General features: G+C 63.1%; 18 protein-coding genes and 1 pseudogene. 9 read left to right on the forward strand and 10 right to left on the reverse strand.

The window, feature by feature from the left end; translation table 11 throughout:
* The first annotated feature begins 65 nt into the window (after positions 1–65).
* Positions 66–1,226 carry a L,D-transpeptidase family protein gene (locus VJZ71_01690; protein ID HKQ46762.1) on the forward strand — a complete coding sequence of 387 codons (1,161 nt, stop codon included), beginning with the start codon at positions 66–68 and terminating at the stop codon, positions 1,224–1,226.
* A gap of 5 nt (positions 1,227–1,231) precedes the next feature.
* Here the strand turns inward: VJZ71_01690 and VJZ71_01695 are convergent, their stop codons facing one another.
* Positions 1,232–4,711 (reverse strand): hypothetical protein, encoded by a 3,480-nt coding sequence (locus VJZ71_01695; GenBank protein ID HKQ46763.1) that lies wholly within the window; start codon positions 4,709–4,711, stop codon positions 1,232–1,234.
* 88 nt (positions 4,712–4,799) lie between these two features.
* Here VJZ71_01695 and VJZ71_01700 point away from each other — a divergent pair, with 88 nt between their 5' ends.
* From VJZ71_01700 to VJZ71_01710, 3 genes and pseudogenes are all read left to right on the forward strand, one after another.
* Complete coding sequence (locus VJZ71_01700; GenBank protein HKQ46764.1) at positions 4,800–5,510, forward strand: endonuclease V; 711 nt, start codon at positions 4,800–4,802, stop codon at positions 5,508–5,510.
* A gap of 376 nt (positions 5,511–5,886) precedes the next feature.
* Positions 5,887–6,033 (forward strand): annotated as a pseudogene (locus tag VJZ71_01705) (ATPase domain-containing protein).
* 71 nt (positions 6,034–6,104) lie between these two features.
* The gene (locus VJZ71_01710; protein HKQ46765.1) at positions 6,105–8,075 is read left to right on the forward strand and encodes an ATP-binding protein; all 1,971 of its coding nucleotides are present in this window, start codon (positions 6,105–6,107) and stop codon (positions 8,073–8,075) included.
* A gap of 48 nt (positions 8,076–8,123) precedes the next feature.
* On the opposite strand, the gene VJZ71_01715 is transcribed toward VJZ71_01710, so the two are convergent.
* The 4 genes from VJZ71_01715 to VJZ71_01730 all read right to left on the reverse strand — a co-directional run bounded on the left by VJZ71_01715 (position 8,124) and on the right by VJZ71_01730 (position 11,487).
* Entirely contained in the window at positions 8,124–8,939 is an 816-nt protein-coding gene (locus VJZ71_01715) for an SDR family NAD(P)-dependent oxidoreductase (protein HKQ46766.1), read from the reverse strand.
* Between the two features lie 39 nt (positions 8,940–8,978).
* Positions 8,979–10,190: a class III poly(R)-hydroxyalkanoic acid synthase subunit PhaC gene (gene phaC, locus VJZ71_01720; protein ID HKQ46767.1), complete on the reverse strand. Its 1,212-nt coding sequence runs from the start codon at positions 10,188–10,190 to the stop codon at positions 8,979–8,981.
* Between the two features lie 51 nt (positions 10,191–10,241).
* Positions 10,242–10,772, reverse strand: a complete 531-nt coding sequence (locus tag VJZ71_01725; protein HKQ46768.1) for a hypothetical protein — start codon at positions 10,770–10,772, stop codon at positions 10,242–10,244.
* A 235-nt stretch (positions 10,773–11,007) separates the two neighbouring features.
* The gene (locus VJZ71_01730; protein ID HKQ46769.1) at positions 11,008–11,487 is read right to left on the reverse strand and encodes a hypothetical protein; all 480 of its coding nucleotides are present in this window, start codon (positions 11,485–11,487) and stop codon (positions 11,008–11,010) included.
* Positions 11,488–11,697: 210 nt separating this feature from the next.
* Here VJZ71_01730 and VJZ71_01735 point away from each other — a divergent pair, with 210 nt between their 5' ends.
* Both VJZ71_01735 and VJZ71_01740 read left to right on the forward strand, forming a co-directional pair.
* Entirely contained in the window at positions 11,698–12,342 is a 645-nt protein-coding gene (locus VJZ71_01735; protein HKQ46770.1) for a polyhydroxyalkanoate synthesis regulator DNA-binding domain-containing protein, read from the forward strand.
* Between the two features lie 30 nt (positions 12,343–12,372).
* Positions 12,373–12,912, forward strand: coding sequence for a sulfur transferase domain-containing protein (locus tag VJZ71_01740; GenBank protein HKQ46771.1), 540 nt, complete (start codon positions 12,373–12,375; stop codon positions 12,910–12,912).
* 20 nt (positions 12,913–12,932) lie between these two features.
* Here VJZ71_01740 and VJZ71_01745 read toward each other — a convergent pair whose 3' ends face one another.
* Both VJZ71_01745 and ribD read right to left on the reverse strand, forming a co-directional pair.
* Complete coding sequence (locus VJZ71_01745) at positions 12,933–14,189, reverse strand: TlpA disulfide reductase family protein (protein ID HKQ46772.1); 1,257 nt, start codon at positions 14,187–14,189, stop codon at positions 12,933–12,935.
* Positions 14,190–14,265: 76 nt separating this feature from the next.
* Positions 14,266–15,372 (reverse strand): bifunctional diaminohydroxyphosphoribosylaminopyrimidine deaminase/5-amino-6-(5-phosphoribosylamino)uracil reductase RibD, encoded by a 1,107-nt coding sequence (gene ribD, locus VJZ71_01750; GenBank protein HKQ46773.1) that lies wholly within the window; start codon positions 15,370–15,372, stop codon positions 14,266–14,268.
* 330 nt (positions 15,373–15,702) lie between these two features.
* Between ribD and VJZ71_01755 the strand changes: the two genes are divergently transcribed.
* The 3 genes from VJZ71_01755 (at position 15,703) to VJZ71_01765 (ending at position 19,280) form a co-directional block, all read left to right on the forward strand.
* Positions 15,703–16,515, forward strand: a complete 813-nt coding sequence (locus tag VJZ71_01755; GenBank protein ID HKQ46774.1) for a hypothetical protein — start codon at positions 15,703–15,705, stop codon at positions 16,513–16,515.
* A gap of 32 nt (positions 16,516–16,547) precedes the next feature.
* A complete protein-coding gene (locus VJZ71_01760) occupies positions 16,548–17,903 on the forward strand; it encodes a hypothetical protein (protein ID HKQ46775.1) in 1,356 nt (451 codons plus the stop codon).
* Between the two features lie 63 nt (positions 17,904–17,966).
* Positions 17,967–19,280, forward strand: coding sequence for a hypothetical protein (locus VJZ71_01765; GenBank protein ID HKQ46776.1), 1,314 nt, complete (start codon positions 17,967–17,969; stop codon positions 19,278–19,280).
* 46 nt (positions 19,281–19,326) lie between these two features.
* On the opposite strand, the gene VJZ71_01770 is transcribed toward VJZ71_01765, so the two are convergent.
* The 3 genes from VJZ71_01770 to VJZ71_01780 form a co-directional block, all read right to left on the reverse strand.
* Positions 19,327–21,564 (reverse strand): serine/threonine-protein kinase, encoded by a 2,238-nt coding sequence (locus VJZ71_01770; GenBank protein HKQ46777.1) that lies wholly within the window; start codon positions 21,562–21,564, stop codon positions 19,327–19,329.
* 236 nt (positions 21,565–21,800) lie between these two features.
* Positions 21,801–22,430 carry a sigma-70 family RNA polymerase sigma factor gene (locus VJZ71_01775; GenBank protein ID HKQ46778.1) on the reverse strand — a complete coding sequence of 210 codons (630 nt, stop codon included), beginning with the start codon at positions 22,428–22,430 and terminating at the stop codon, positions 21,801–21,803.
* A gap of 52 nt (positions 22,431–22,482) precedes the next feature.
* A complete protein-coding gene (locus tag VJZ71_01780; protein HKQ46779.1) occupies positions 22,483–24,921 on the reverse strand; it encodes a YfhO family protein in 2,439 nt (812 codons plus the stop codon).
* Between the last annotated feature and the right edge of the window lie 13 nt (positions 24,922–24,934).

The raw sequence follows: 24,934 nt of genomic DNA on the forward strand, positions 1-24,934 counted from the left end.
ATGCTACGGTATGGATGCTGTCGCCGCGGCGATCGCGCGTCGTTACGCAGGGATGTGTTGAACCTATGCAATCTTTAATTCGTCTCGCGCCATCGCGGATGCAGCGTTTTCAGCGTCCGGCCAAGGCCTCCTGGCCCATCCTGGCGGCGGTCATCGCCGTCGCGGTCGGTGTCTGGGGGCTTTATGCATGGAAATATGCCGCGCCGGCGAATTCGGGGGCGGGCCTGGCGGATTCTTCGGCGTCGCCGGCTACCGGCGAGGACGGCGCGCCGCTGACGACGCTGCGCGCCACGCGGGCGACGGACGACCTGGAACCCGAACAGCTTCCCAGCAGCGGGCTTTCACAGTCGGTCGGCGTGAACTCGCCTTCGAATCTGGAGGGCGAGGGGATTGAAATCAAGTTGAAGGGTGAATCAGCGGCTACGCCCGTTCCGATCACACAGCAGCCGGTTGTCTCACCCTCACCCCAGCCCTCTCTCTTGAAGGGAGAGGGGGGCTTGCGGGATGCACGGCTTTTCCTGGCCAAAGGCGATCTCGTCGCGGCTCGGAATGACTTTTCCGCGGCCTTGCAACGGGGACTTCCGCCCGATCAGGAGTCGGAGGCTCGCCACGAATTGGAGCGGATCGCCGGCGCCCTGCTCTTCAGCCGCGCGGCCAACACGACCGACCCGCTGACCGCCGTGCATACGGTAGCGCCCGGGGACTCCATCCACGCGATTGCCCGGCAACACCGGGTCACCGACGAACTGGTCATGAGAATCAACAACATCTCGGAGCCCAACCGGTTGGCCGTGGGTCAGCGGCTGAAGGTGATCAAGGGTCCGTTTCGCGCGGTGATCTCCAAGTCGCGTCATCGGATGGACGTGTATCTGGGCGAGGTGCTGGTGCGCTCGTTTCGCGTGGGACTGGGGACCAACGGCGGTACGCCGACGGGTTCGTGGATCGTGCGCAACAAGCTGGCCAATCCCGACTGGACCGATCCGCGAAACGGGCGGCACTATCTCGCGGACGATCCGGACAATCCGATCGGCGAGCGCTGGATCGGCCTGGAAGGCGTCGCCGGCGAGGCGGTCGGCAAGCAGGGCTTCGGCATTCACGGCACGATCGACCCGGCCAGCATCGGCGAGAATCTCTCCATGGGGTGCGTCCGACTCGCGCCGGACGATGTGAAGTTCGTCTATGACCTCCTGGTCGAGCGGCAGTCGCCGGTCGAGATCCGTTCGTAGGACCATCAGTCCATCCGTTCGGCCACCAGCATGACATTGAGGAGATAGCGCGACGCCGGCGGGGCATTCACGGCGGAGGGCGCCGCTTCGCTTTCCCATGGAGTTCGCCGCGGGCCGCAGCCATAAAAGCTGCCGAACACGCCGTAGCGAAGGGTGATCTTGTATGCGTCCGGGATCATCGCGGATACCTCTTCGTCTCCAAAAACGCCCTGAGCCTTGAGCGCCGACGCGAGATAGGCGGCGAGGTCGAGGGTCATCGTGCCCGGCGCGCTGCGTTCGAGCGGCGTCCGATGCGGCAGCCGAAGGGGGCCGAGAAGGCGTCGCAGTGCGGCCGTGGATTCGTCTTTGGTATCGGCGGTCGCGTCCTGCGAAGCGTCGCCGGGCGAGGGGGGTGGCCCCCAGAGGCCCGCCGTCTCCACGGCCGGCAAATAGGCCGCGGGCCCGCGGATGGGTTGCGCCTGCTCGAGGATCCTCCCTTCACCGATCGTTCGGTCTCCCCAACGAATCTTGAATACGTCATCTTCGACGCGCGTCTCCAGCACAAGCGGATCGAGCGTCAGCGTCACCATCTTCGGCGGGCCCCAGCGACTCGTTGTCGCAGGCGATTCCCCTTCAATTGCCCCTGTCGCCGAAGCGCCGACTCGCCGCTGACTTGTCGAGACGACAGCGACCACCCCATACCGGCCGTCGACGAGCTGGCCGCGGCGAAGATTGATTTGCGCGAGCCGCTCGCTGCGCTCCGCCGGATCGCGCGAGGCCGCCAGCCGCTGTCGATCCTGCGGCGACATGTGGCCGAGCGCATGAAGCCAGCGCAAGACGGCGTTGGCGGTTGGCGGTCCGAGCCGACGCCCGATCTCGTCGAGTTCCACCAGGTGGACACCGGCCTTGACCGCCGCAAAGACGCGCCAGTGCTCGGCGTGGTCCACCGACGCAATTGTCCGCGAGAGCTGGTCGAGTATACGGCCGGCGCTGGACTCGCAGCGTTGGTTGAGCAGGGCGCCGAGCAGGGCCAGGACGGCGTCGCGATGCCCGGCGTCCGCCAGGGGGATCAATTTATCCAGGACCGCCTCGCGCTCGTCGTGTGCGGGGTAGGAGTCCATCAGACAGAGGGCGGCTCGCTCGGCAAAACCCGATTCGATGAGCGCCTGCAGCGCCTCTACACGCACGGCCGGACTCACCGCGTGAGTGGCGATCACCCCCTTCGTCAGCGGATCGTTTGCCGATCGTGCGAGGATGAGCGGAAAGGGCCCGTGGAGGGGGATCGCCCCTTCTCGCGCCGCTTCCACATGGTCGCGGCGGTGCTGAAGCTGCGCAATGAGCAGCCGATAGGCCGCGTCGCGCTGTGCGCCGGAATTCGACACGGCATCCTTGATAAAATCGGAGAAGCGCCGTCCGTACACGGCGTCTCCCAGATCAATTCCGCACAGGGCATCGAGAAACGCGGTCTTCCGGCCGCGCCCGTGCAGCGACCACCACTGCGAAAGGAGGAGGTCGCTGGGTTCATCGCCGGCGGTTCCGAGCCCTCGGGCGACTTCCGCAATCTGCGACGCGGTTTCCGGCCTGGCACTGGCGATCAGGGCCTGAATCATCGGCCTCACGATTGCGCGGTCTTCGATTTCCGCGGCCAGCGACAGCGCCGCGCGTTGTCCCGCAATCGACGCCTCCTCCAAGAAAGTCCAGTCCATCGGCGGGGGGCTTAAGGCGGTGAGGACCTTCATCGCCTCCCATGTAACGGCCCCATCCTCAGAACGAAGCAGCGCCCCCAGTATCGCCACGGCGTGCGAGCGGTCGATGGTCGGAGTGTTCGCGTCGGGGGCGGCTCGTTCGGGCGTTTCCGGCGCGCCGGGATCAACTCCGGCAGTCTGGCGCCACCAAATCCCGCCGTCCTCGATACCCAGTCCGAAGGCGACGAGCTGAACCCAACGTGCTTGCACCTGCGGCTCCGCCTCGGCGAAGCGATCCGACGTCTCTCCGAACAAGGCCCAGGGCGATTGTCCCGCGGGGTAAGTGCAATAATAGCGCCACGCCGCGACGCGCACCCGCTCCTCGTCGCGGATGGCCGCGGCGATCACGGCGCTGTCGACCTCGTCAGACCACGCGGACAACGCTTCCTCGTCGAAATCCAATTTGTCGGACTTCGCGACGAGCCGGTCGCGAAGTCGTGCGAGCCGCTCGATCGCCAGCGCGGCCATCGCACCGGACGGGCCACGAAGCTGTGCCAGGGCGTCCGCGACGACGGAGACCGTCGTCCAGGACGGATCTTTTCCGGAGGGTTGCGGAGGGGCCTGACCGGACCCACTCTCTTGTAATTTTCGCAGAAAATCGAGATCGATCATCTCCTGTACGCCGCTGGGCCATTCAAAGCTCAGTCGCCCGGCGGTTTCCGGTATTTCCAGCAGAATCGCCGCGGCGCCGGTCGACCGCATCGTCCGCGGCTCGTCACGCAGCTTGTCCTGACGAGGCTTTCCCGATTTTTGCGGATCGTCGGGAGGAAAGCGGCGCGGGCCGGTCTTGTTTCTCAGGACGACCAGCCCGGCATTTCCCTCGCCCGGCAGCGAATCCAATTGCTCGAAGACGGGGTCCTGCTCCAGACCGTCCAGGCGGATGCGGCCGTTGACCATCGGAGTGTTTCTCAGTCCGTAGTAGCCGCGGGCGTCTTTCCCCGCCAGCGTGGCCCGGGAAATCGACGGTAGAACCGCGCCCTCGGCCGGGCCGTTGCCGCGAGGGATTTCGTAACGAATCGGCAGGGTGAGGAAGATCTTCCCGTTCTCCGCGCGGACCCGCTCGTTCTCATCGACGATCTCGCTGGAGAAGAGCGGCGTATCCATCGCCGCCGTCAGATCCACCTGGACCCACGACTCCAACGCGACTTTCCATTGACCGGCGAGACGCTTGATCGATTCGTCGCCGGGGTTGATGTTCCACGCCCGACGGAGGTAGAACGCGGCCGTGTCCGCCCGCCCTGCCGCCTTCGCCCAGCGCGCGACCTCCAGCATCCGCCGCGTATTGCCTTTTGGTACGGTGGAAGTCAGCCGCCGCAGGGTGGTGCGGTTACAGAACGTGACGAACTTGGCGGCGGGGCTGTCGGCGGGCTTCACTGCGGTCATTGGCTTGGCGGCGAGCGAGGCATCGAGGGCGATCGCGCGTTCCAGACAGCGCGTCGCCGACGTTTCCATCCCGCTGAAATAGTAGCCTGCCGTCCATTGGGTCAGCACCCTGGCATCATTGCAGGTATCGATCCGGCGCATCTCCTCAACGCCGCGGAGGAGCCGATCAATCTTCGACCGCGGAAGGACCACGTCGCGCGGGCCCTGCGGCGTGCCGGTCGCGATGCGAACCTCGGGCTGCTCTTCCTGGGTGACGTGACCGACGACGATCTTGCCGCTGGTCTGTATCACAAGATCCGCGGCGGCGCGGGATGAAATGCCTGTGGCCATCGCGGCCGAGGCCAGCGCGAAAAGTCGAAGACGTGGATGTCGATTCATGGCGAAGGGATCGAAAAGTGCCGGCGCGCCGGACGGGCCGCCGCGATCTCCTTATTCTATCTGATCGCGGCGCGGCGGGCGACGTAGAATGGCGATCATGAAGCTGCCGCCGCCGCTGCACCGCTGGAATCTGACCCCGCGCCAGGCGATCCGCCTGCAAGGGCGGCTCGCACAGCGCGTGCGGCAGACGCCGCTTCGCGGGCCAGTTCGCTTCGTGGCCGGCGGGGATGGGGCGTTCGTGGACGGCGGCCGCGCGATCGTCGCGGCGTGGGTCGTGTGGGATGTCGTCGATCAATGCGTCGTCGAAGAGAGGTGGGCGCGGAGGCCGGTGCGCTTTCCCTATGTGCCGGGGCTGCTGACGTTTCGGGAGGCGCCCGCGCTGCTCGCCGCAGCGCGAAAGCTCCAGCGCATTCCCGATGTCTTCCTGCTCGACGGTCAGGGCCGGGCGCATCCGCGCCGGATCGGTCTGGCGTCGCACGTCGGCCTGTGTCTGGGCCGACCCACGATCGGCTGCGCCAAGAGCAGACTGTGCGGGGAGGACTGTGCGCCACCCGCGGCGGCAGGCTCTTCGGCGCCCTTGATGCTCGACGGCGAGGAAGTGGGCCGCGTCTTGCGGACACAGACCGGCGTTCGGCCCGTGTATGTCAGCGTCGGTCATCGGGTGACGCTGGCAGACGCCGTCCGCGTGACGCTGCGTTGTTGCACGACGTACCGCGTTCCCGAACCGACGCGACTGGCGGATCAGTTGGTGGGGCGCTTGAAGCGGGAATGGACGGGGCGGGCCGGCGAGCGCGCATAAAAAAGCGAGCCTACCCAGTTTCCACTTTCGTTTCGGTGTTACCCGTTACGGAAAGGATTGGATAGGCTCTGATCGACTATAGGCTCGTCCATTTCGTCGGGAGGTAAATTCGGGATAAATAGCGGGTGACACGCACGGCCGATCGATGATTCGAGTGGGCCTGTCCCTTCCGGTCTTTCCCAGGGCGGATCCGGAATCGCACCTCGAGTTTATACGAAACAACCCCTATTGCGGCCTTTTTTCAATTTGCGCTATACTGGACCCTAAACGTGTTGGGCTAGATCAGTGAAACACGGACGGAGCCATCTCCAGCGGCCCGCTGGTCGCTTTCCGGCGGCCTAATTCGATCTTCCGACGGGACCAAGAGATTGATCCTATGATCGGCAAATCACAGCCGCCTCCCACCTGGGTCTCGACCGGCATCGCCGGCCTCGACGACGTCTTGAGAGGTGGCCTGGTTCCTAATCGAATGTACCTGCTCGAAGGCGTGCCGGGCTCGGGCAAGACGACGATTGCCCTCCAGTTACGCGGAGTCGTGACGGGCGTTCCGATCTACGAGGGATCGGGCGAAAAGTCAGGAGAAAGGAAATCTTCGTGACCGACTCCGAACGGGGGAAACTGGAGAGGCGCGTTCTCGTCCTGACTCTGACGAACAAGGACGCGGCGCTGACGCAATCTCTCCTGGAGCGGGCCGGGCTGTGTGGCGTCTGTTGCTCCTCCCTGGAACAAGTCTGCGCGGAATTGGAGGCGGGCGCCGGGGCCGTACTCCTGGCCGAGGAAGCGATCGCGACCTGCCAAAATGATTGTCTTGCCAAATGGCTGGCCGCCCAGCCGCCGTGGTCGGATTTGCCCGTGCTGATCCTGGCGCATTCCGGAGCGAACTCGGAAGCTGTGATGCGGGCCATGGAACTCCTGGGCAACGTCACCGTCCTGGAGCGGCCCATCCGAGTGGCGGCGCTCGTGAGTTCCGTCCGAACCGCCCTTCGGGCCCGCGGGCGGCAGTACCAGATGCGCAACCAACTGATCGAGCGGGAGCGCAGCATGGAAGGGCTCGCGTTCCTGGCCGCCATAATCGCGGCGTCCGACGACGCGATTATCAGCAAGACCCTTCAGGGGATCATCCTGACCTGGAACGGCGCGGCCAAACGTCTTTTCGGCTATTCCGCGAAGGAGGCCATCGGCAAGTCAATCACGCTGATCATCCCGCCGGAAAAGCAGGAGGAGGAACGGTCGATTTTGGAACGTCTGGGCCGCGGTGAGCGAATCGAACCCTTTGACACGGTGCGCGTGGCCAACGACGGCAGGCGAATCGACATCGCCTTGACGGTGTCGCCGATTTGGAGCGCCGACGGCAAGATCATCGGCGCCTCCAAGATCGCGCGGGACATCACCCAGCGCAAGCGGACGGAGGCAGCGCTGCTGCAGGCGGACCGCCGCAAGGACGAGTTTCTCGCCATCCTCGGCCACGAATTGCGCAACCCGCTCGCGCCCATCCGCAACTCCCTGCACATCCTGCGGATGAACCGCCGGAATGACTCGGCGACGGACCACGTCGGCGAAATGATGGAGCGGCAGGTCAACCACATGGTTCGCCTGGTGGACGACTTGCTGGAAGTGTCCCGGATTACGCGCGGAAAGATCGAGTTGCGAAAGGAACAGATCGAGGTGGCCGCCGTGGTGCGCAGCGCCGTGGAAACGAGCGGGCCGTTGATCGAGGAACTGGGCCACCAGTTGGCGGTGACCATCCCCACCGAACCGCTTTTCTTGGAGGCCGATCCGGTTCGTCTGACCCAGGTGCTGGCGAACCTCCTGAACAACGCCGCGAAATACACGGCCACGGGCGGGCAAATCTGGCTTTCGGTCCGGCGCGAGGCGCAAGAGCTGGTTATTTCCGTCCGGGATACGGGCATGGGCATTTCCCAGGAAATGCTCTCCCGGGTGTTCGACATGTTCACGCAATTCGACCAACTCGACGATCGCGGCAAGGGCGGCCTGGGCATCGGCCTGACGCTGGTCAAAAGCCTGGTTGAATTGCACGGCGGACGCGTGTCGGCCCATAGTGACGGACCCGGCAAGGGCAGCGAATTCATCGTCCGGTTGCCATTGGTGACCGTCCATCGCCCGATCGACGTGCAACGACCGAAGGAGCTGACATCTCCCCCGCTCGCTTCACCCCGGATCCTGGTGGTCGATGACAACCGCGACTCAGCCGACAGCATGGGCATGTTGCTGAAGATGCTCGGCGCCGATGTTCGCGTCGCCTATGACGGACCGGAGGCGATCGAAGCGATCACGACCCACAAGCCCCTCGCGGTACTGCTGGATATCGGCATGCCGGGCATGGACGGCCATGAAGTGGCCCGATGGGTTCGACAACAGCCCGGCGCCCAGGACATGACGCTCATCGCCCTGACGGGATGGGGGCAAATGGAAGATCGCCTCCGCACCCAGACGGCGGGGTTCGATTACCACCTCGTCAAACCGGCGGACGTGACGGCGTTGAAAACGCTCCTGGCCTCTATCGAAAGCCGAATGGGAAATCAGGGTATGGCTCGCCAACCCTAATCGCGCCTTCATTTACAGAGTAGTTTTCGCCGACACACCGATCCCGTTCTACGCCGCCGGATGCCAGCCCGCGTCGACCCAAAGCGACCCGCTGACCGCCGAGTTGCGGAGCATGAAGCAGATCGCGTCGGCGATTTCGTCCGGTCGCAGGAGCCGCCGGAGCTGTGTGTGGGGGAGGATGTGTTCGTGGATCAGGTCCTGACCGAGGGCCTGGACCATGGGTGTGTCGGTGTAGCCGGGGTGGATGATGTTGCAGCGGATGCCGTGGAAGATGAACTCCTTGGCGAGCGTGGCCTGCGCGCCGCCGAGACCGGCCTTCGACGAGGCGTAAGAGACCTGACCGCGATTGCCGGCCGAGGAGACCGAGCCGATGAAGACGATTCCGCCCTGCGTGCCTTCCGACGGCTCCCAGCGGCCCAGGCCGCGGCGGGCACGATCTTCGGCGACGGTCGCGACGGTCTCTGTCGCCCACATGATTGGGGCGATGAGGTTGATGGCGAGGACTTCCTCGAGATCGCGGCGGGGGTAGATCTCGGCCTTGCCGGTGTCCTTGTTGAGCCGCACGGCGAGTCGGTCGCGGGTGATGCCCGCGGCGGGGATGCAGATCTGCACGACGCCGAAGCGTTTGCGCAGGTCGGTGAAGACCTCCTCGCGAAAGGCGTCGCTGGTCACGTCGCCGGCGTAGGGAAAGAGGACCTGGCGACCGGCCTCGTCGTTGATGGTGTGGCTCATGTCCACGATGGCCGAGCTGCGATCGACGACGGCGACGGCCTCGATGCCCTTGTCCAGCATGGCCTCGCAGGTCGCGCGACCGATGCCGCTCGCCGCCCCGGTGATGACCGCGACTTTTCCGTATAGTTCCATAAAACGACTCCCCACGTCCTCCGTGACTTCGTTAGCTACCTATCGGCGGTTTCGCCGAGGTGTTACTCTTTTTCCACGGCCGGCCGGGGCGCCGGCCGTAACGGCGGGCGCACCGGGTGTTTTACGTCCGGCACGGGGGCCGGATGCTACAGCGTCGCTGCGCTCGCCGAGCCATTCGCAGACCTTCGGCCAGAGTTCCTTCTGGGCCTTGCTCCCCACGGACAGGCCGATGTGCCCAGCCGGGAAAGTGATCGCTTTGCGATCCTTTGAGCCGACGCAATCGTTGAACGGCGCGCTCTGACCGCAGGGGACCAAATGATCCCCGCTGGCCATGAGGTTCAGGATCGGGCAGGTGATGTTGGCGAGATTGACTGTCTTGGCCCCGAGGCGGAGCTTGCCCTGCACGAGCAGGTTCTTCTGGAAGCAGTCCTTTACGAACTGCCGGAACGTCTCACCGGCGACGGGGATGTTGTCGTTGACCCACGTCTCCATCGCGAAGAACTCTTCGACGAACTTCTCGTCGGTCATGCGCTCGTAGAAGCCCAGGTATTTTTCAATCAGATTGGAGACGGGCTTAAGGATGGCATAAGAGCCCTGCAGCCAGGCCGGCGGGGCGTTGCCGAAGGTGTCGATGACCTTGTCCACGTCGAAATATTTCGCGTCGGTCCAGACGGAGAGCAGGGCGTCGCGATCGGACCAATCGACGGGGGCGGCCATGAGGATGAAGTTTTTGACCATGTCCTGATGCAGCGCGGTGTACATCGCGCTCAGGGTGCCGCCCATGCAATATCCGAGCAGTGAGACCTGGGGCTCGCCGGTATATTCGCAGACACTCTTCACGACGTTGTGCAGGTAGAGTTCGATGTAGTCCTCGATCGTCAGGTGTTTGTCGGAGTCGGTCGGGACGCCCCAATCGACGAGATAGACGTCGAAGCCGGCCTTGAGGAACTGCTGGACGACGCTCTTGTGCGGGAGGAGGTCGAGGATGTACGGCCGATTGACCAGTGCAAAGACGAGGACGAGCGGGGTGCGGTATTTCTTCTCGACCGGCGACTGGTAGCGCAGGACCTTGAGCTTGTCCTCGCGGTAGATCACGTCGCGCGGCGTCGCGCCGACTTTCACGCGCTGGGCGGTCTCGATTACCTTGGGCATGGCCGCGAGGCGATCGAAGAATTCCTTGGGATCGGGGGTGAACATCTGCGGCATGGATGGCCACAGCGTTGCGAAAGGATTGGGGGGGGCACTGTTCATGAGTTCTTCTCAATTCCAAGGCGGCGGGCTGAGCCCGCCCTACGCCACACACTATCGAGGGCGCGTTCGGCGCTTACCGCGTCCGGCACGGGGGCCGGACGCTACTTTGCGGGCGGCGCGGCCGGACGGGCGCTGCGCCTGGCTCGCCTTGGCGCTACGTCCCGTCCGACGCGTCTCTTCCACCGCTGCGACCTTGTCCTCCAAGGCGGAGAGGCGGGACAGCACGCGCTCTTCAATCGAGCGCAACAGCCCGCCCAGATCGTCCATATCCGCCTTGGCCGGGGACTGCATCCCCCGTTGAAGGTTGGCCAGAAACTGATCGACCTGCTGCTTGAATGCGAGCGAGCGGTCCATCGTCTCTTTCATCATCTTGAGAAACTGCTCGGAGCGCATGAAGTCGTCGCAGTACTTGGCGAGGGCGTCGAAGAAGACGCGCTGCATCTGCTGGACGGCCTCCTTGGACGGCGAGGGGGTCTGCGGCGCGGCGGCCGAGGCCGGGCTCATGCCGACCCGCGAAAAGAAATCGCCCCAGAACTGGCTGAAGGGGTCCGTTGCCGTCTGGCTTCGATCGTTGTCCGACATCGCCTGCTCCCACTTCCCGAGCCGCACGGCCCGGATCACAAAAAAAGGCCACGGGAGCGATCGTAACCGCGCCCGTGGCCTGGAGGATCAACACCGGCATCGTTGGTGTGAAATCATGTGTCGCGGGTGGTCTCGTGGTGCGATTCTAGTTGTCCCGCGTCGCTGTCGCTCGGCAATGCCGGTGTCTTGGCGGGCGCCGCGGACGGCCTGGGGCCGCCCGGAGATGCCCGATTACTTACTTGGCGACCTTCTTCTCGCCGGTCGTCATCGTCTTGTTGAAGAACGCCGACCAGTTCTCGATCGTCTGGGCGCTGGTCTTGGCGGCCGTATCCAGGTTCGTCTTCATCGTGTCAAAGGCGGTCTGCCAGATCTCGCGGGTCCGCTCGACGGCGTCCTTGTTGCCGTGGCCATTGCCGCTCTCGAAGGCGTCAAAGCCCTTGCGGATGAACTCGAGGCCGCTGCGGCAGCCGTCGTCGAACAGCTTCTGCGACTGCTCGGCGTTCTTGCGGATCAGGTTGACCGAATCCGTCGCGACGGTCTCGATCTTACCGCGGCAGTCATCCATCGACTCGTTGCGGCCGAACACGTCGGTCATGGCCTTGAAGGCGTCCTGCTGGAACTTGATGCCCGACTCCATGGCCGACTTGAAAGTGTCGGTGGCCTGGCGGAGATAGTCACAGGTCTCAGTCTTGTTGGCGGCGGTTTGCTGGGTCATGATCGCATCCTCTATAAAAAGAGCCTCAAGTGATTGCTAAACTCACGTCGTCTGATACAGTATATCGGCCAATGGACACGAGAGCAACACTTTTTTGTGCGATTGCACAACTATTTTGATATTGCATAAGTATAATAATATACAATACTTACAGATTGAATGTGGTCCGCTATGACGCAAATGTTCTGATTTTTTGTGCGGTTGCTCCTGATGAACAATGCTCCGAATACCTCCGCGTCCGATCCTCTCCCGCCCCCGCGGGAAATCAAAAAATACCCCAACCGCCGCTTTTACGACGTCACCGACAGCCGCCACGTGACGCTCAACGACTTGTACAAAATCGTCCGGGGGGGCGGTCAGATCGTGGTGACCGACTCGAAGACCGGCGCGGATATTACCAACGTCATCCTCACTCAGATCATGCTGGAGCACGACCCGCCCAAGCTCGACCTCTTTCCGCCCGCGCTTCTGCACCAGGCCATCCAAAGCAACCAGCAGATGATCCGCCGGTTCATCGACGAGTACTTCGCGCAGGCCATGGACGCTTTTGTCGCCTCGCGGCGCAGCTTCGACGATTTCCTGGCCAAGTCCGGTTTCAGCGCGCTGTCGCCCACGGCCCCGCTCGATTGGGTGCGGATGCTGCTGCCCGGCGCAGCGTGGGGGGGAAGCCGACCCGCGGGCCATGCCGAGGCTCCGCCTGCGGCGGACCGCGACTCCCCAGCCGCCCTTTCCGAGCTGACTCGCCAGCTCGCATCGCTCAGCGCCGAAGTGGAGACCTTGCGACAAAAGGCTGGGAGAAGCGCCGCGGCGAAATCGAAGCGAAAACGCCCACGGAAGAAACCCGGACATCGGTAGTACCCAGGGGCCGTTATTTAGGAGTCACGCATGCCGAACACGCTTTTTCACTATACCGCCGCCTTTATGTTTCTCGCCGTCGCGGGCTGTGCGCAACCCGACGGTGGACCGGTCACGATCCCCACTACCTCGGTCAAGAACCTGAAGCAGGATGGCGCGGTCTTTGTCGCCGGCGCGCCCACTCCCGAGGGGCTCGACGAGATGAAGGACCGCGGGGTGACGACGATCATCGACCTTCGGCGGCCGGAGGAAGCGGCCTATGACGAGGAAGCGGCCGCGCGGGCACGGGGTCTGAACTACATCCGGCTCCCCATGCCCTCCGATCAACTCACGCCGCAGCAGGCGGACGCGTTCATCGATGCGCTGCGCCCGCATGAGCACGAAAAAGTCCTGATCCATTGCGCCGGCGGAAGCCGCGCGGCGGCAATGTACGGCCTTTATCTCGGAACGGAAAAGAGCTGTCCGACGGCCGAAGCGCTCCGCCGCGCCAGGCAGGCGGGACTGAAGAACGAAAAGCTCACGGAGGATTTGACGCGCGAAGTCGATCGGCGCCGGACGGCCGGCGAGTGATGCATTCAGCGTCGAGCCATTTACTGACTCGCCCCGGCGCCTTCTTTATTCGCACCGGCCGCCGCTTGAGTGGGCAGGGATTTCTCAATGATGCCCTTCATGTAATCATGAAGCTGCGGCTGGAATCCCGCCGTCGCGTAGAGCACCTTGCCATCGGGTCCGATGACATAAAAGCAGGGAATTCCGGAGACCTTGTACGCGGCAGCCACTGAATCGCCCTTGAGGAGCTGCGTATAGGTCAATGCCTTTTGCCGCACGAACTCCATCGCCGCTTTCTCGCCGGCCGGCGACCGCTCGCGACAGTTGATGCCCAGGATGGCCACGGGCTTATCCTTGAATGCCTCGTGTACTTTCTGCAGTCCGGGCATCGCCATCTTGCACGGGCCGCACCAACTCGACCAAAAATCCATCACTACGACCTTGCCGCGCAGGCTCTTCAAGCTGACCGTCTTGCCGTCGGGCGTCTTGAGTTCCCAGTCCGGCGCCAGACTGCCCGACGGGAGAAATCCCTTGGCGTTTTCGGCAACCTGATTGAAGGCGCCCTGGAAGACCTGGGCTCGATATCCTTCGGGACAGGGGAGCCGGAAGGCGTTGGCATCAGTCTTCGGCGCGGTGTCGATGTTCCGGGCGTTGAAGATGACGCGGCCGGACACGGGGCCGGGGGCCCCGGGCATCATGATTTTCATGGCGTTTTCGATGCGCCGCACGAGGCCGTCCTTCTTCCCCAGAAAGTAGGACACCGAGTTGTTTCCGCTGGAATCCGGGATGAACTTCACGACATCGCACTCCACGCCTTCAATCGTCTGAACGCCTTCGAGCGTCGTGGCCCCGCGGGTCAACTCATTCTGAAATATGTCGCCGAAGTATTTGGCCGGAAAGAGCACATTGACTTCCGAGACCTGGGCATTGGCGAGCTTGCCGCTCAGGCAGGTTCGGGTCTGCTCCTCGATCTTGAACGCGTCGTCGCCGTCGGTGGCAAAGCGAAAGCCCGCGGTCTGGGACTGGCCCGGCATTTGCGTCGCGCCCTGGACAAACAGGCGGTGCGCCTTGCCGGGTTCGCCGCGAACCGCCAGCACTCGACCGCTGACCTGGGGGAACTTCCCTACGAAATCGCCGTCGACTGTGTATTGGGCCTCAAATGAAATCGCGTCCAGCTTCTGGGCGGCGGCGTTCGCCTTGGTCAGAATTTCCTTGGCCTCTGGCGTCGCTTCGGCCCATGCGAGGACGGGAAAAAGGAGGATTAGCGCGACCGGACAACTAAACGTGAAACGGGTCATAGATTACTCCGACTATTCACTATTCAAGACGGCCCCCAACTTTGCCTCTGTCGGCTGGAAACGTCGCCAGGGGCGGTTACTTGCTGCGGGAGAACCTCATATCATAGCAAAGATCGTGCCCGATGTGCGAAATCCTAGCGATTTCAACGGCCGGAAGGTCCCGCATCAGCCGCGGTCCCCGGTGTCGCAACGGGCCCGGGGCGGTTTCCCCGCCGATCAACTTAGGACCGACAAAAACGACGGCCTCGTCGGCCAGACGGGCCTCCACGAACCCCCCGAGGGCCTTACCGCCCCCCTCCACAAGGACGTTGGTCATCCCCATTTCCCGCAGTACGCACAGCAGCCTGGCGAGATCGATCCCCGTCGCATCGACCGGCATGGGGAGCACCTGGCATCCCGCCGACTCCAATCGCCGACGCCGGCCGGCCGACGCCGGTGACTTCGCTCCAACCACCAGCGTCGGTACGCGCCGCGCCGATCGTACAAGGCGCGATGACAGAGGTGTCCGAAATCGTGAATCGAGAACGACGCGCGTGGCGACGCGCTTCGGCCGAACCCATCGCGCGGTCAATTCGGGATCGTCCGCCAAAACCGTATCCACGCCCACCACGATCGCGTCCACGCGCGCCCGGAGGGCGTGCGCCATCCGGCGACTCTCGATCGACGTAATCCACCGGGAATCGCCGCTTCGCGTGGCGATTTTCCCATCGATGGATTGGGCCCACTTGAGGATGACGTACGGTCGGCCCAGCGTTTGACACACGATGAACGGGGCCGCCAACTGCTCGGCCTCCGGCTTCATGAGCCCGACTTCTACCTTAATGCCCGCGCGGCGAAGCCGCGCCAAGCCCTTGCCCGCCACAAGCGGGTTGGGATCACGCACCGCGGCCACGACCCGTCGAACGCCCGCGCGAATAATCGCATCGACGCACGGCGGCGTCTTTCCGAAATGGCAACACGGTTCCAGCGTGACATAGAGCGTGGCCCCACGCGACCGGCGACCTGCCGCAGCCAGCGCCATCCGTTCAGCGTGTGGCCCGCCGAATCGCCGATGGTATCCCTCGCCCACGACGCGACCGTTCTTGACGATCACACACCCAACCATCGGATTGGGCTCGACGTGGCCCTGCCCTCGCCAGGCTAGTGCAATCGCCCGGCCCATGTAACGTGACTCGTTGGTCATGAAGATCTTTGACGGGTACGAACCCGTTTGAAGCGCTCAATGATAAGGGCCAACGGTGGACTTACCTGCGCCATGCCCTGCCGGTGAACAACATACTCGACACCAACGAAATGCCGTTAATTTAAGATAATTTATGTCGGCCAAATAAGGTGAAACCCTATGAGTTTTTTTGCCAAATGGGTGCCGTAGCGCATTCCGTTCGAACCCCCCTTTTTGCTACAATGCTCGCGGGTCGGGTGGCCCTCAAACTCGAACGAGACCTCAAACGAAGGCGCCTCTTCACTTCTCCGGCTGCCTTCGAAGGCCAGCGGACCCGAAAGGAGTGGCGTGATGCGGAGCGTATTGTTTCTTTCTGCGCTTGTACTTTCCGCCGGTCTGACGACGGTCGCGCGGGCCCAGCCACTGACGATTGTCAGCAATGAACCGGGTACATTCATCGACATTTCCGGCACCGGCAACGTTCTTGTGCTGAACGATGACCAAGAGGCCGTCATCAACCCGGGAATTGGCAACGCCGTCTTTCCCGTCGGCTCGGTGGTGGTCGCCAATAATGGCGGCCTCGCGTTTCCAAGCGTCGGCGGTCAAAACGACCTGACACCCACCAATCACCCGATCCCCAGTGTCAACGCATTCAACGGTCGGCAATCCCTCCTGGCCTATTGGGATGACCTCGAGGGAGATGACTTTGCGGCGCTGCCACGAGGCGGAAAAAACGGAAGCGTCTATTGGGAAATAATTAACACCGTGATACTTGTCGTGCAATGGGAAGTCCGGGTGATACTCGGGTCGGGCGCCAACAGGGTCAACGAAACGGTGACGTTCCAGATCCAAATCTTCGGTGGTGCCACAGCGGCTCCCGGGGCCATCTACGCCCAACTCGTATACGCCGACGTCGAGCAACCGACTCCCAATGGCGGCGCCAGTGCCACGATTGGCTACCAGAACGGCGGCGCCGGTTTCAACAACGTCCAGTGGAGCTTCAATACCGCAGGGGCCGTCAACAACGGGAAGGTCCTGACGCTCCGACAAGCCAATTCGATCCCGGCCGTCTCGGATGCCGGCAATGTCGCCCTCATCCTTCTGTTTCTGGCCGCGGGCATCTTCGTTTTCCGGCGCGGGCGTCGATTGTCGTTCGCCGGATAATCCATAAGTCCACGCGATCACCTGGAGAGAGCATGCGCGCCTCGATTGACACGTTGATCGGCCGAATCTTGGTCGTCGCCCTACTCGGCGCCGGTGCGCCGGCAGCCTCCGCCACCAACCTGCTCGTGAACGGTAATTTCTCCGCGGGAAATAGCGGATTTGGCACGGGCTATGTCTATTCACCCGGCGCCGGCAATGGAACGGTGGCCGGGAGCTACACCGTGGATGTGAACACCAATCCCTGGCACCCGGCGTTCACGCCTTTCGGCGATCACACCAGCGGCGCCGGGCAAATGATGGTCGTCAACGGGGCGACCGTCTCGCAAATCGTATGGAGTCAAACGGTCGCGGTATCGTCCGGAACGGACTACTCCATCTGCTTTTGGGCGGCGACGGCGTTCCCGTCGTCTCCCGGCTACCTTCGCCTGCGGATTAATGGCGGCCAAGTCGGTTCGACGCTGGTCCTGCCGTCCCAGGCAGGCGCGTGGGTTCAGTTCTCGGCCGTCTGGAATTCCGGATTGAACACGATGGCGACGATCGTGATTGACGACCTCAATACGGTCGACAGTGGAAACGACTTCGTCCTGGATGACCTCAATTTCTCCGCCGGCGCGGCCTCCTGCCCGAGCTTTCTGACCATCGTCGACAGCATTCCCGGCGCCTTTATCGACATCTCGGCATCGGGGACAGTCCTTAACCTCAATGACGACGACGAGGCGATCATCAACACCACGGTGGGCAATGCGGTTTTTCCGGCAGGCACGGTCGCCGTAGCGAACAACGGCGGATTGGCCTTCCCCAGCGTCGGCGGCCAGGACGACCTCGACCCCAACAACGCACCGATCCCCAGCAACAGCGCCTTCAACGGCCGTCAGTCGGCCCTGGCCTATTGGGACGATCTCAAGGGCGATGACCTTGCCGCGGCCGGCGCCGACGCCCCTCGCGGGGGAAAGAACGGCAGCGTTCGATGGCAGGAGATTTCCAACGTCCTGATCGTTCAATGGACCGATCGGCCCGTGGGCGGCGCGCTGCGCGTCAATGACACGGTGCGGTTTCAGGTGCAAATTTTCGGCGGCGTGAGCGTGGGGCCGGGCGCGCAATATGCGCAGTTCATCTACGACGACATCGACCAGGCCGTCCCCAACGGCGGCGCGAGCGCGACCATCGGCCACCAGGGCGGCGCGAGCGGTTTCTCGGATTATCAGTGGAGTTTCAACACGGCCGGCGCGGTCTCGAACGGCACGGCACTGACGGTCATCACGCCGATGGCAACGACAAACACCAACGCGGTTCCGGCCGTGTCCGATGTCGGCCAGGTCGTACTGGTTCTTTTGTTTCTGACGGCGGGAGTGTTCGTTTTCCGGCGAGGCCGAAAGGCGACGGCGTAAGTGGGTTCGCCGTTTAGAAGCGCGTTTCTCCAATTCAACCCGGGAGAGAGAATGCGGATCATCTTGTCCCGACGCAGAGTTCTTGCGGGGGCAGCGCTGACGTTCGTCGTCTCGTTGAACACCGCCCGCGCCGACGACTGGCAGATGCACTTCTGCGTGGACAATTTTTTCGATGTCTATTATGGAACGGCGACGGCGACGGCGGGGTATCTCGGAGGCGGCAACAACAATTTGACGACCTTCTTTTTCTCGACGACCGGCCGCGCCCCGACCGATTTCCTGTATGTCGCGGCGGTCTCCGACCAGCTTGGCGATCAAGGGTTCCTGGGCGTCTTCTCCAACACGACGCTCGGCCGCACGATCCAGACCGGCGGCGTCGTCTGGAGTGTGTTTCCGGCCGGCGGGTACCCCGCGACCAATCCCTTCTTCCCCAACCCCTGGCCGATCGGGACGCTGCCGACGCAAGCGCAGGTGAACGCTGCGATCGCCTACGCCACGCTGAATGACCTATGGGTCGATCCGGCCGATCCCGACAGTAAAGTGAACGACGGTACCGTCTTTGGCGGAATGCGCGCGAACATCCCCGTCTCGGCGAATTGGATCTGGCATAACTCGGGCCTCGGTCCAGACCCCAACAACCCTCTGCACGGGGGCTTTAACCATGATGAGTTCCTCGTTTTCCGAATCCCCGGCCGGGTCCCTGCGGAGACCCAACGTCTGACCGGCTCGGTGCCAGGTACGTTTCTCGATATTTCCACGTCGGGCACGTTGCTCTCACTCAATGACGATGACGAAGTCGTGATTAACACGACGGTCGGTAATGCCGCTTTCCCGGCCGGAACCGTCGTGGTGGCGAACAACGGCGGCCTGGGCTTTCCGGCGGTACCAGGGGAAAACGATCTGGATTCCGCGAACGCTCCACTACCCGCCACGGGAGCATTCAACGGCCGGCAGTCAGCCATCGCGTTTTGGGACGACTTGAAAGGCGACGACTTCGCGCTGCGCGGCGGCAAGAATGGCGGTGTGTATTGTAAAGAAGTGGGAACCGTGCTCGTCGTTCAATGGCACGATCGACCCGTCGTGAGTAGTTTGCGGGGGAGTGGCACGGTCCGATTTCAGATTCAGATCTACGGTGGTGTGCCCGTGGGCCCGGGTTCCCGATACGCGGAGTTTGTCTATGGCGACGTGAATCAACCGGCAGTGGACGGTGGAGCCGAGGCCACCATTGGTTATCAGGCCGGCATCAGCGGCTTCGCCGACTTCCAGGTGAGCCACAACACGCCCGCAGCCGTCTCCAATGGAAGCACCCAGACGGCAAGGGTCCCCATGGGGGGGGCAGACTGGCTTGGTCGGTTCAAGCTCATGCTTCCATTTTGAGCGTCCAGAACGCACCGCGCGAATGGCGGCTTCGACCATTGTCGTGTCATTTTGCAGATTTGGCGGCATCCAGCCTGGCCTGATACTCCGCCGCGAGACGTGGCCGGCCCGATGCTGTGTAAAGGTTGATGATACGGTGCAGGGCGTCCATTGACTGAGGGTGCGTCCGGCCCCGCGCCGCCTCGATCGTCGCATAGCCGGTTAGAAGCAGAGGTTCTGCTTCGGTGAATTTGCTTTGCAGCGCCAGGCATTCACCCAGAATACTCTGCGCAATGCCGATCTTCGGATGCCCCTCCGGCAATTTCGCCAGATAGATTTCCGCGGCGCGTTCGAGTGGGTCCTGTGCGGCGACGAGATCGCCTTTCAGCAGAAGAATGCTCCCCAGCGTAAGCAGCGACTCGCCGATATCCTGGTTACCAGGGGGCTGAATTCTTTCGCGGATCGCCAGGCCTTCGCGGCAACGCTCTTCGGCCTCCTCCAGTCGTCCTGTTGCCAATAGACACTCCGCAAGGTTGTTCGCGCACGTGGCGACGCGAAGCGGCTCGCTGTCGCTGAGCTTTTCGCGGAAAACCGCCAGCGCCTCGCGAAACAATGCCTCCGCACCCGCATAATCCTGCTTATCAAAACGATGAAGCGCCAGCATGTTCTGGCCGATGGCCACTTTTCGCGGCTTCTCCTCACTGTCGGGTTGTCGCAGCCGAATTTCCAAGCTTTCCTTGAAGGCCTGTTCCGCGCCATCGAGATCGCCTTTGGCCCTCAACAACCCTCCCAGATAGGTGAGGTCAAACGCTATCTGATAGTCGTTGGGATCGGACTTTTTTTTGCGCAGAGTCGCAAGGTCCGCGCGATAGAGCTTTTCTGCCTCCTCAAGCTGGTTCAGTTGCTTTAGTGCATAGCCAAGATTGCGTTGGGTCTCGGCCGTCTCGAGACTCGATTCGCCGAACTGCTCGATTCGTATGGCGAGGGCGATCCGAAGCTGCTCTTCGGCCGCTTTGTATTCATGGATTTTCGAGTAGAGTTCGCCCAACTTGTTGCGGACCTTGGCCTCGGCACGGGGGTTTCCGGAGAGGGCCTTTCCGACCTCATCGACCCGGGCATCGAGCACCTGTTTGAGCACCTCCTTCGGAGTCGTACCCTTTTCGACATCAAAAAGAGCCAACGTCTCACTAAGGAACTCGTAGGCAAGTCTGTTCTCTGTGGCTTGTGCCCGTAATTGCAGGACGGCAGTCGTCCCCATCGTGATAATGATGGTCAGCGCCACGACCGATACCGCCGAGACGGCCCGATGCCGCCGCGTCCAGCGGGCGACTCTCGTGGGCATTCCGATCCGCCGGGCCTGGATCGATTCGTCCGCCAGATAGCGCCGGATGTCGGCCCCGAGTTCGCCCGCCGTGGGATAGCGCCTTGTCGGCGACTTGTCTAGAGCTTTCAGCAATATCGCGTCGATGTCCGCGTCCAGTTGGCGCCGCACCGACGACGGCCGCGCCGGGTCCTGATGGGCGATGCGTTCGAGAATATCGTTGAGCGCCCCGTCGAGCCGGCACGGCAGCGCGCCCGTCAGGAGCTGATAGGTCATCGCCCCGAGCGAATACACGTCGCTCCGCACGCTCATCTGTTCGAACTGTCCGCGCGACTGCTCCGGCGACATGTAGCCCAGCGTGCCCAGAATCTGCCCCGGCTCGGAGATCGTGATCCCCCCCGCGCTCGACGCCGCCGGGTCCATCGCCTTGGCCAGGCCGAAGTCCAGGACGTGCGGCTGCCGGCGCTCATCAATGATGATATTGGAAGGCTTGAGATCGCGGTGCAGGACGCCGCGCTGATGGGCGTAATCGACCACATCGCACACCTCCGCCATCAGGCCGAGCGTCTCGCGCACGGAGCTATAGCCGGGTCGCTCGACCTGGTCGATCCGCGCGCCCTCGACAAACTCCATCACAAAGAAATCGCGGCCCTGGTGAATCCCTGAATCCAGGACCGAGACGATGTTGGGATGCTGCAACCGGGCAGCGAACTCGACCTCGCGCTGGAACCGGGTTCGCTCGCGGGCGGTGATAAACACGCCCCCGCGCATGGCCTTGATCGCCACCGTCCGCTTGGTCGCCCGCTGGACGGCTTCATAGACGACGCCCTGGCCGCCCTTGCCGATCTGCCGGACCACGTCGTAGCCCGGGAACAGATCGCTCGCGGGCGCCGCCGTCGCGCCCAGAACCCCGGCCAGCTTGTCCGCGGTCTTGCGCGCAGCGTCGATCAAGTCGTGCTCTGGACTTTCCGTCGTATGGTCCACAATGGACTCCAGAATTCTGTGACTCAGCCGCCCCGACTGAACGTCAACGAATGACCGTCGAGGGCGGCTGTTGCACCGTGCGAGAAGTCGGGTGCCCCACCTCGTGCAAAAGTACGGGTGGGGGACGGAGGAGAGGTCAACGGGATGATGCCAAATCCCCCATCCCTGCTCCGCTTGGGATGGGGCACCCTTCCGTCTCTACACACAACCTCAATAGCCGAAGCGGAGCGGTTTACTCACGCGGTACTGCTGAAAAATTGCGAACTTTCTCCCATCAGCGTCCGCAGGGCCTTGTGCGCCCGCGCCCGGAGCATGAAAACCGCCCCTGCTCGCCTCCCCAGGGCGGCGGCGACCTCCTCGATGGGCTTGCGCTCCAGGTCGTACATCATGACGACGCGTTGATGGTCCTCCGGGAGCTGCTCGATGGCCCGCTGCAGGAAGCTCTTGGCCTCGACCGTCGCGGCCTGGCGGCTGGGGGTGGTGGAAGTGGCCCCCAGCAGTTCATACAGCGCGGCGATCGACTCCTCGGGGTTGACCGGGACGATGCGTTTGCGATCGCCGCCGCGCTTCTCAGCGTCGAGGGCCTCGATCGCATTGCGGAGATTGTTCCTGGCGATGGTGGTCAGCCAGCTTTCAAAGGAGCCATCGCCCTGCGGGACAAAGCGATTGATGCTTAGGAGTGCATCGATGTAGGTCTCCTGCATCACGTCCTCGGCGGTCAGGACGCTGCAATAGCGCTTGGGGATGCCATAGCCCAACCGCTCGCGGACGTCGGGCCCGTGACGGGTGAACAGCTCGCTCGTCGCTTCGCGATCGCCGGCGACGGCTTTGGTGATAAGCTCGGCTTGTGTTGCGGTCTGGGGCACTTCCTCACGCCCTTCCGGGACCAAGATCCGGCCCCGCCCTTACGCAAATAGGCTAACGAAAACGGCCCCTGCGGGCAAGCCGGACGCCCGTCCATCCCGCGATGGTTACCACCAGGGCCAGCCCGCTGATCACGGCCCCCAGCAAGAAACTTCGTGGTCGATATGCGAAAACAATTCTCGACCGACCCGCAGGTACCACGACGGAGCGGAACAGGTAATTCGCCGGGTAGATCGGCGACGGCGCGCCGTTTACGGTGGCGGCCCAGTCCTTGTCGTACATTTCGTTGAGCACGACGACGCGCGGTCGGGTCGTTTCGACTGACAACTCCACGCGATTGATATCGAACGAGGTAATCTCGACGTGTTCCGATTCGTCGAGCGGCGCAGACGCCGGGAGGTCGACCGCGTTCTCGATCGCCGGACGGCCCAGCGGATCGGCGTCGGGCGAGGGTATGTGATCCAACGCGTCGTCCTCGGTCGCCACAACTTGCGGCGAAGCGGCGATGAACGCCCGGGGGCAGCGACCGCGGATATCGACGAGTACCCAGCCGGGTTGGGTCGGCCTCGACGGAAAGGAGGTGGGGGCAACGGACGAGGGCAGGTGCAGGGCGTCAATCGCCAGAAGATCCAAATACAAATCCGGGATCGCGCGGATCGTGGCCGACGCCTGAGAGTGCGCGGCGTCAAAGCCCTGGGTCGCGTTCAGGAAACGGTTGTAACGGCGGACCGTGTTGCCCATGTAACCGCCGACCGATGAGTAGTCGTATTTCATCGCCGCGTTGGGATACGCGGCCTGGTCGACGACGCGCACGGGATAGGGCGCTTCCGGCAGCGCTTTGAGAAACGCGTCGCTGACATCGGTCCTCGTCTCTTCATAGCGGTCGGTGAAGTGCGGTATGAATGTGAAGAAGTCTGCCAGAAGGAGCACGCCAAGTACGACGGCGCCCCATGAATGACAGCTCGACGCCTTGACGGCCGGCGTCGACCATCGTCGAAGCAAGCGAAGCGCGACCAGACATAAGAGTAGTAGCATGATCGAACGAATGAACTGCTGCGACGCGAAGCGCGCGGTCGAGGCGATCATCGCGGCATCCATCGTCGGCGCGCGGATTTCAGCGCGTTCCACTACCCAGGCGACCAATTTCCCCCAGGGGGACTCGGCCGCTGCTCCATTCCATGCGAAGACAAGCATCGCAAGGCAGACGGTGAGCGCAGCAGTTCCCAAATCAATCGTCCGGCTGAAAGCCTTGTGTTCAGGGCTGGATGGTGTTGCCGCTTCGGCGGGCCGGAGCATGCTGAGCCAGTATTGGAACCCGTGTGCGGCCAGAACCGCTAGGCAAAACACCGTCACGATCGCATGCTTGGCGGGGCTGCGAAAGACGTCGTAGAGAGGGACGTAATCGTAGAGAAGCTGATACAGCGGCGTGTTTCGACCGAGGCCGACGACGAGGAACAGGGCAGCGGGAATGCCCAGCGCCCAGCGCAGTCGCCTCGGCGCGGTCAAGAATCCCGTTACGGCGGCGAGCAGCGGCAGGATCCCAATGTAGAGCCACGACTCCCAGAAAAACGCCCGCCCCCAGAACTGACCGTCGCCGGGAGTGGGCGTGCGGCCGAAGAACTCGGGACAAAGCAGCGTGATGAAGCTCTCGGGCGGCAGGGAAAAGAAAGTGCAAAAGTCATAGGACGCCTTGCTGCGGAACGAGTGGCGGGCGAAGTCGAGCGACGGCAGCAATTGAACCGCGGCGACCGCGACCCCGAGCGCGATGAACATCCCGACCCAGAAGATGTCTTTTGCGCGTACCGGCGCCTCCGCGCCTCGGAAAGCGAGGGCGTGTAGCGCGATGTATAGCAAAAAAAAGAGCGAAAAGATGTAGGTCAGTTGCGGATACCCGGCGAATTGCAGCGTGGCGTATCCAACGGCCAGCCAGATCAGCCAGCCCCACCGCCGGTCACACAGATACCGATGCCAGCAGCACAGCATGAATGGCAGCGCGGGCAGGGCGAGGACGATATTCGCGTGACCGGCGTAGATGCGGCCGATCGGGACGGAGGAAAAGCTCCAAACGATCGCACCCAGGACAGCGGCCGTTGGCCCCAGATCGATTGCCCGGAGATAGGCGTAGAAGGCAAGGCCGCCGAGCAGCAGGCACAGCAGGATCATCGCGTTCATCGCCGCGCCGGTCGGCAGGAATAGGAACAGCGCGGAGAGGGGGTGGAAGACGGATGCCTGGCCCTCGCCGAGAAACGGCACGCCCAGCATCACGTGCGGATTCCACAGCGGGACCTCGCCGCGCAGCCAGCAGCGCGCCGCGAAGTCGTGAAAGAAATAGAACTGCGACGGCCCGTCACAGGTCGCATTGCCCAATATGCTGCCGGAGGGACGGACGAGGATCGGAGCGAAGGGTGTCAAAAGAATGACACCCAGAAGAAACGGCGCGAAGAAGCCGGCCTTCCGCCGCATCCGCGTGACCAGTCCATCGAAGCCCGACATCCGCGCGATTGTA

The organism is Phycisphaerae bacterium, from assembly GCA_035275405.1.
In the GTDB taxonomy this organism is placed as follows: Bacteria; Planctomycetota; Phycisphaerae; order UBA1845; family UTPLA1; genus DATEMU01.

Coding starts and splice junctions, on each gene's coding strand:
- phaC (HKQ46767.1), bottom strand. CDS start 10,190: ATGAACAGTGCCCCCCCCAATCCTTTCGCAACGCTGTGGCCATCCATG.
- VJZ71_01740 (HKQ46771.1), top strand. CDS start 12,373: ATGCCGAACACGCTTTTTCACTATACCGCCGCCTTTATGTTTCTCGCC.
- VJZ71_01700 (HKQ46764.1), top strand. CDS start 4,800: ATGGCGATCATGAAGCTGCCGCCGCCGCTGCACCGCTGGAATCTGACC.
- VJZ71_01715 (HKQ46766.1), bottom strand. CDS start 8,939: ATGGAACTATACGGAAAAGTCGCGGTCATCACCGGGGCGGCGAGCGGC.
- VJZ71_01755 (HKQ46774.1), top strand. CDS start 15,703: ATGCGGAGCGTATTGTTTCTTTCTGCGCTTGTACTTTCCGCCGGTCTG.
- VJZ71_01745 (HKQ46772.1), bottom strand. CDS start 14,189: ATGACCCGTTTCACGTTTAGTTGTCCGGTCGCGCTAATCCTCCTTTTT.
- ribD (HKQ46773.1), bottom strand. CDS start 15,372: ATGACCAACGAGTCACGTTACATGGGCCGGGCGATTGCACTAGCCTGG.
- VJZ71_01695 (HKQ46763.1), bottom strand. CDS start 4,711: ATGAATCGACATCCACGTCTTCGACTTTTCGCGCTGGCCTCGGCCGCG.
- VJZ71_01760 (HKQ46775.1), top strand. CDS start 16,548: ATGCGCGCCTCGATTGACACGTTGATCGGCCGAATCTTGGTCGTCGCC.
- VJZ71_01780 (HKQ46779.1), bottom strand. CDS start 24,921: ATGTCGGGCTTCGATGGACTGGTCACGCGGATGCGGCGGAAGGCCGGC.
- VJZ71_01735 (HKQ46770.1), top strand. CDS start 11,698: ATGAACAATGCTCCGAATACCTCCGCGTCCGATCCTCTCCCGCCCCCG.
- VJZ71_01725 (HKQ46768.1), bottom strand. CDS start 10,772: ATGTCGGACAACGATCGAAGCCAGACGGCAACGGACCCCTTCAGCCAG.
- VJZ71_01690 (HKQ46762.1), top strand. CDS start 66: ATGCAATCTTTAATTCGTCTCGCGCCATCGCGGATGCAGCGTTTTCAG.
- VJZ71_01730 (HKQ46769.1), bottom strand. CDS start 11,487: ATGACCCAGCAAACCGCCGCCAACAAGACTGAGACCTGTGACTATCTC.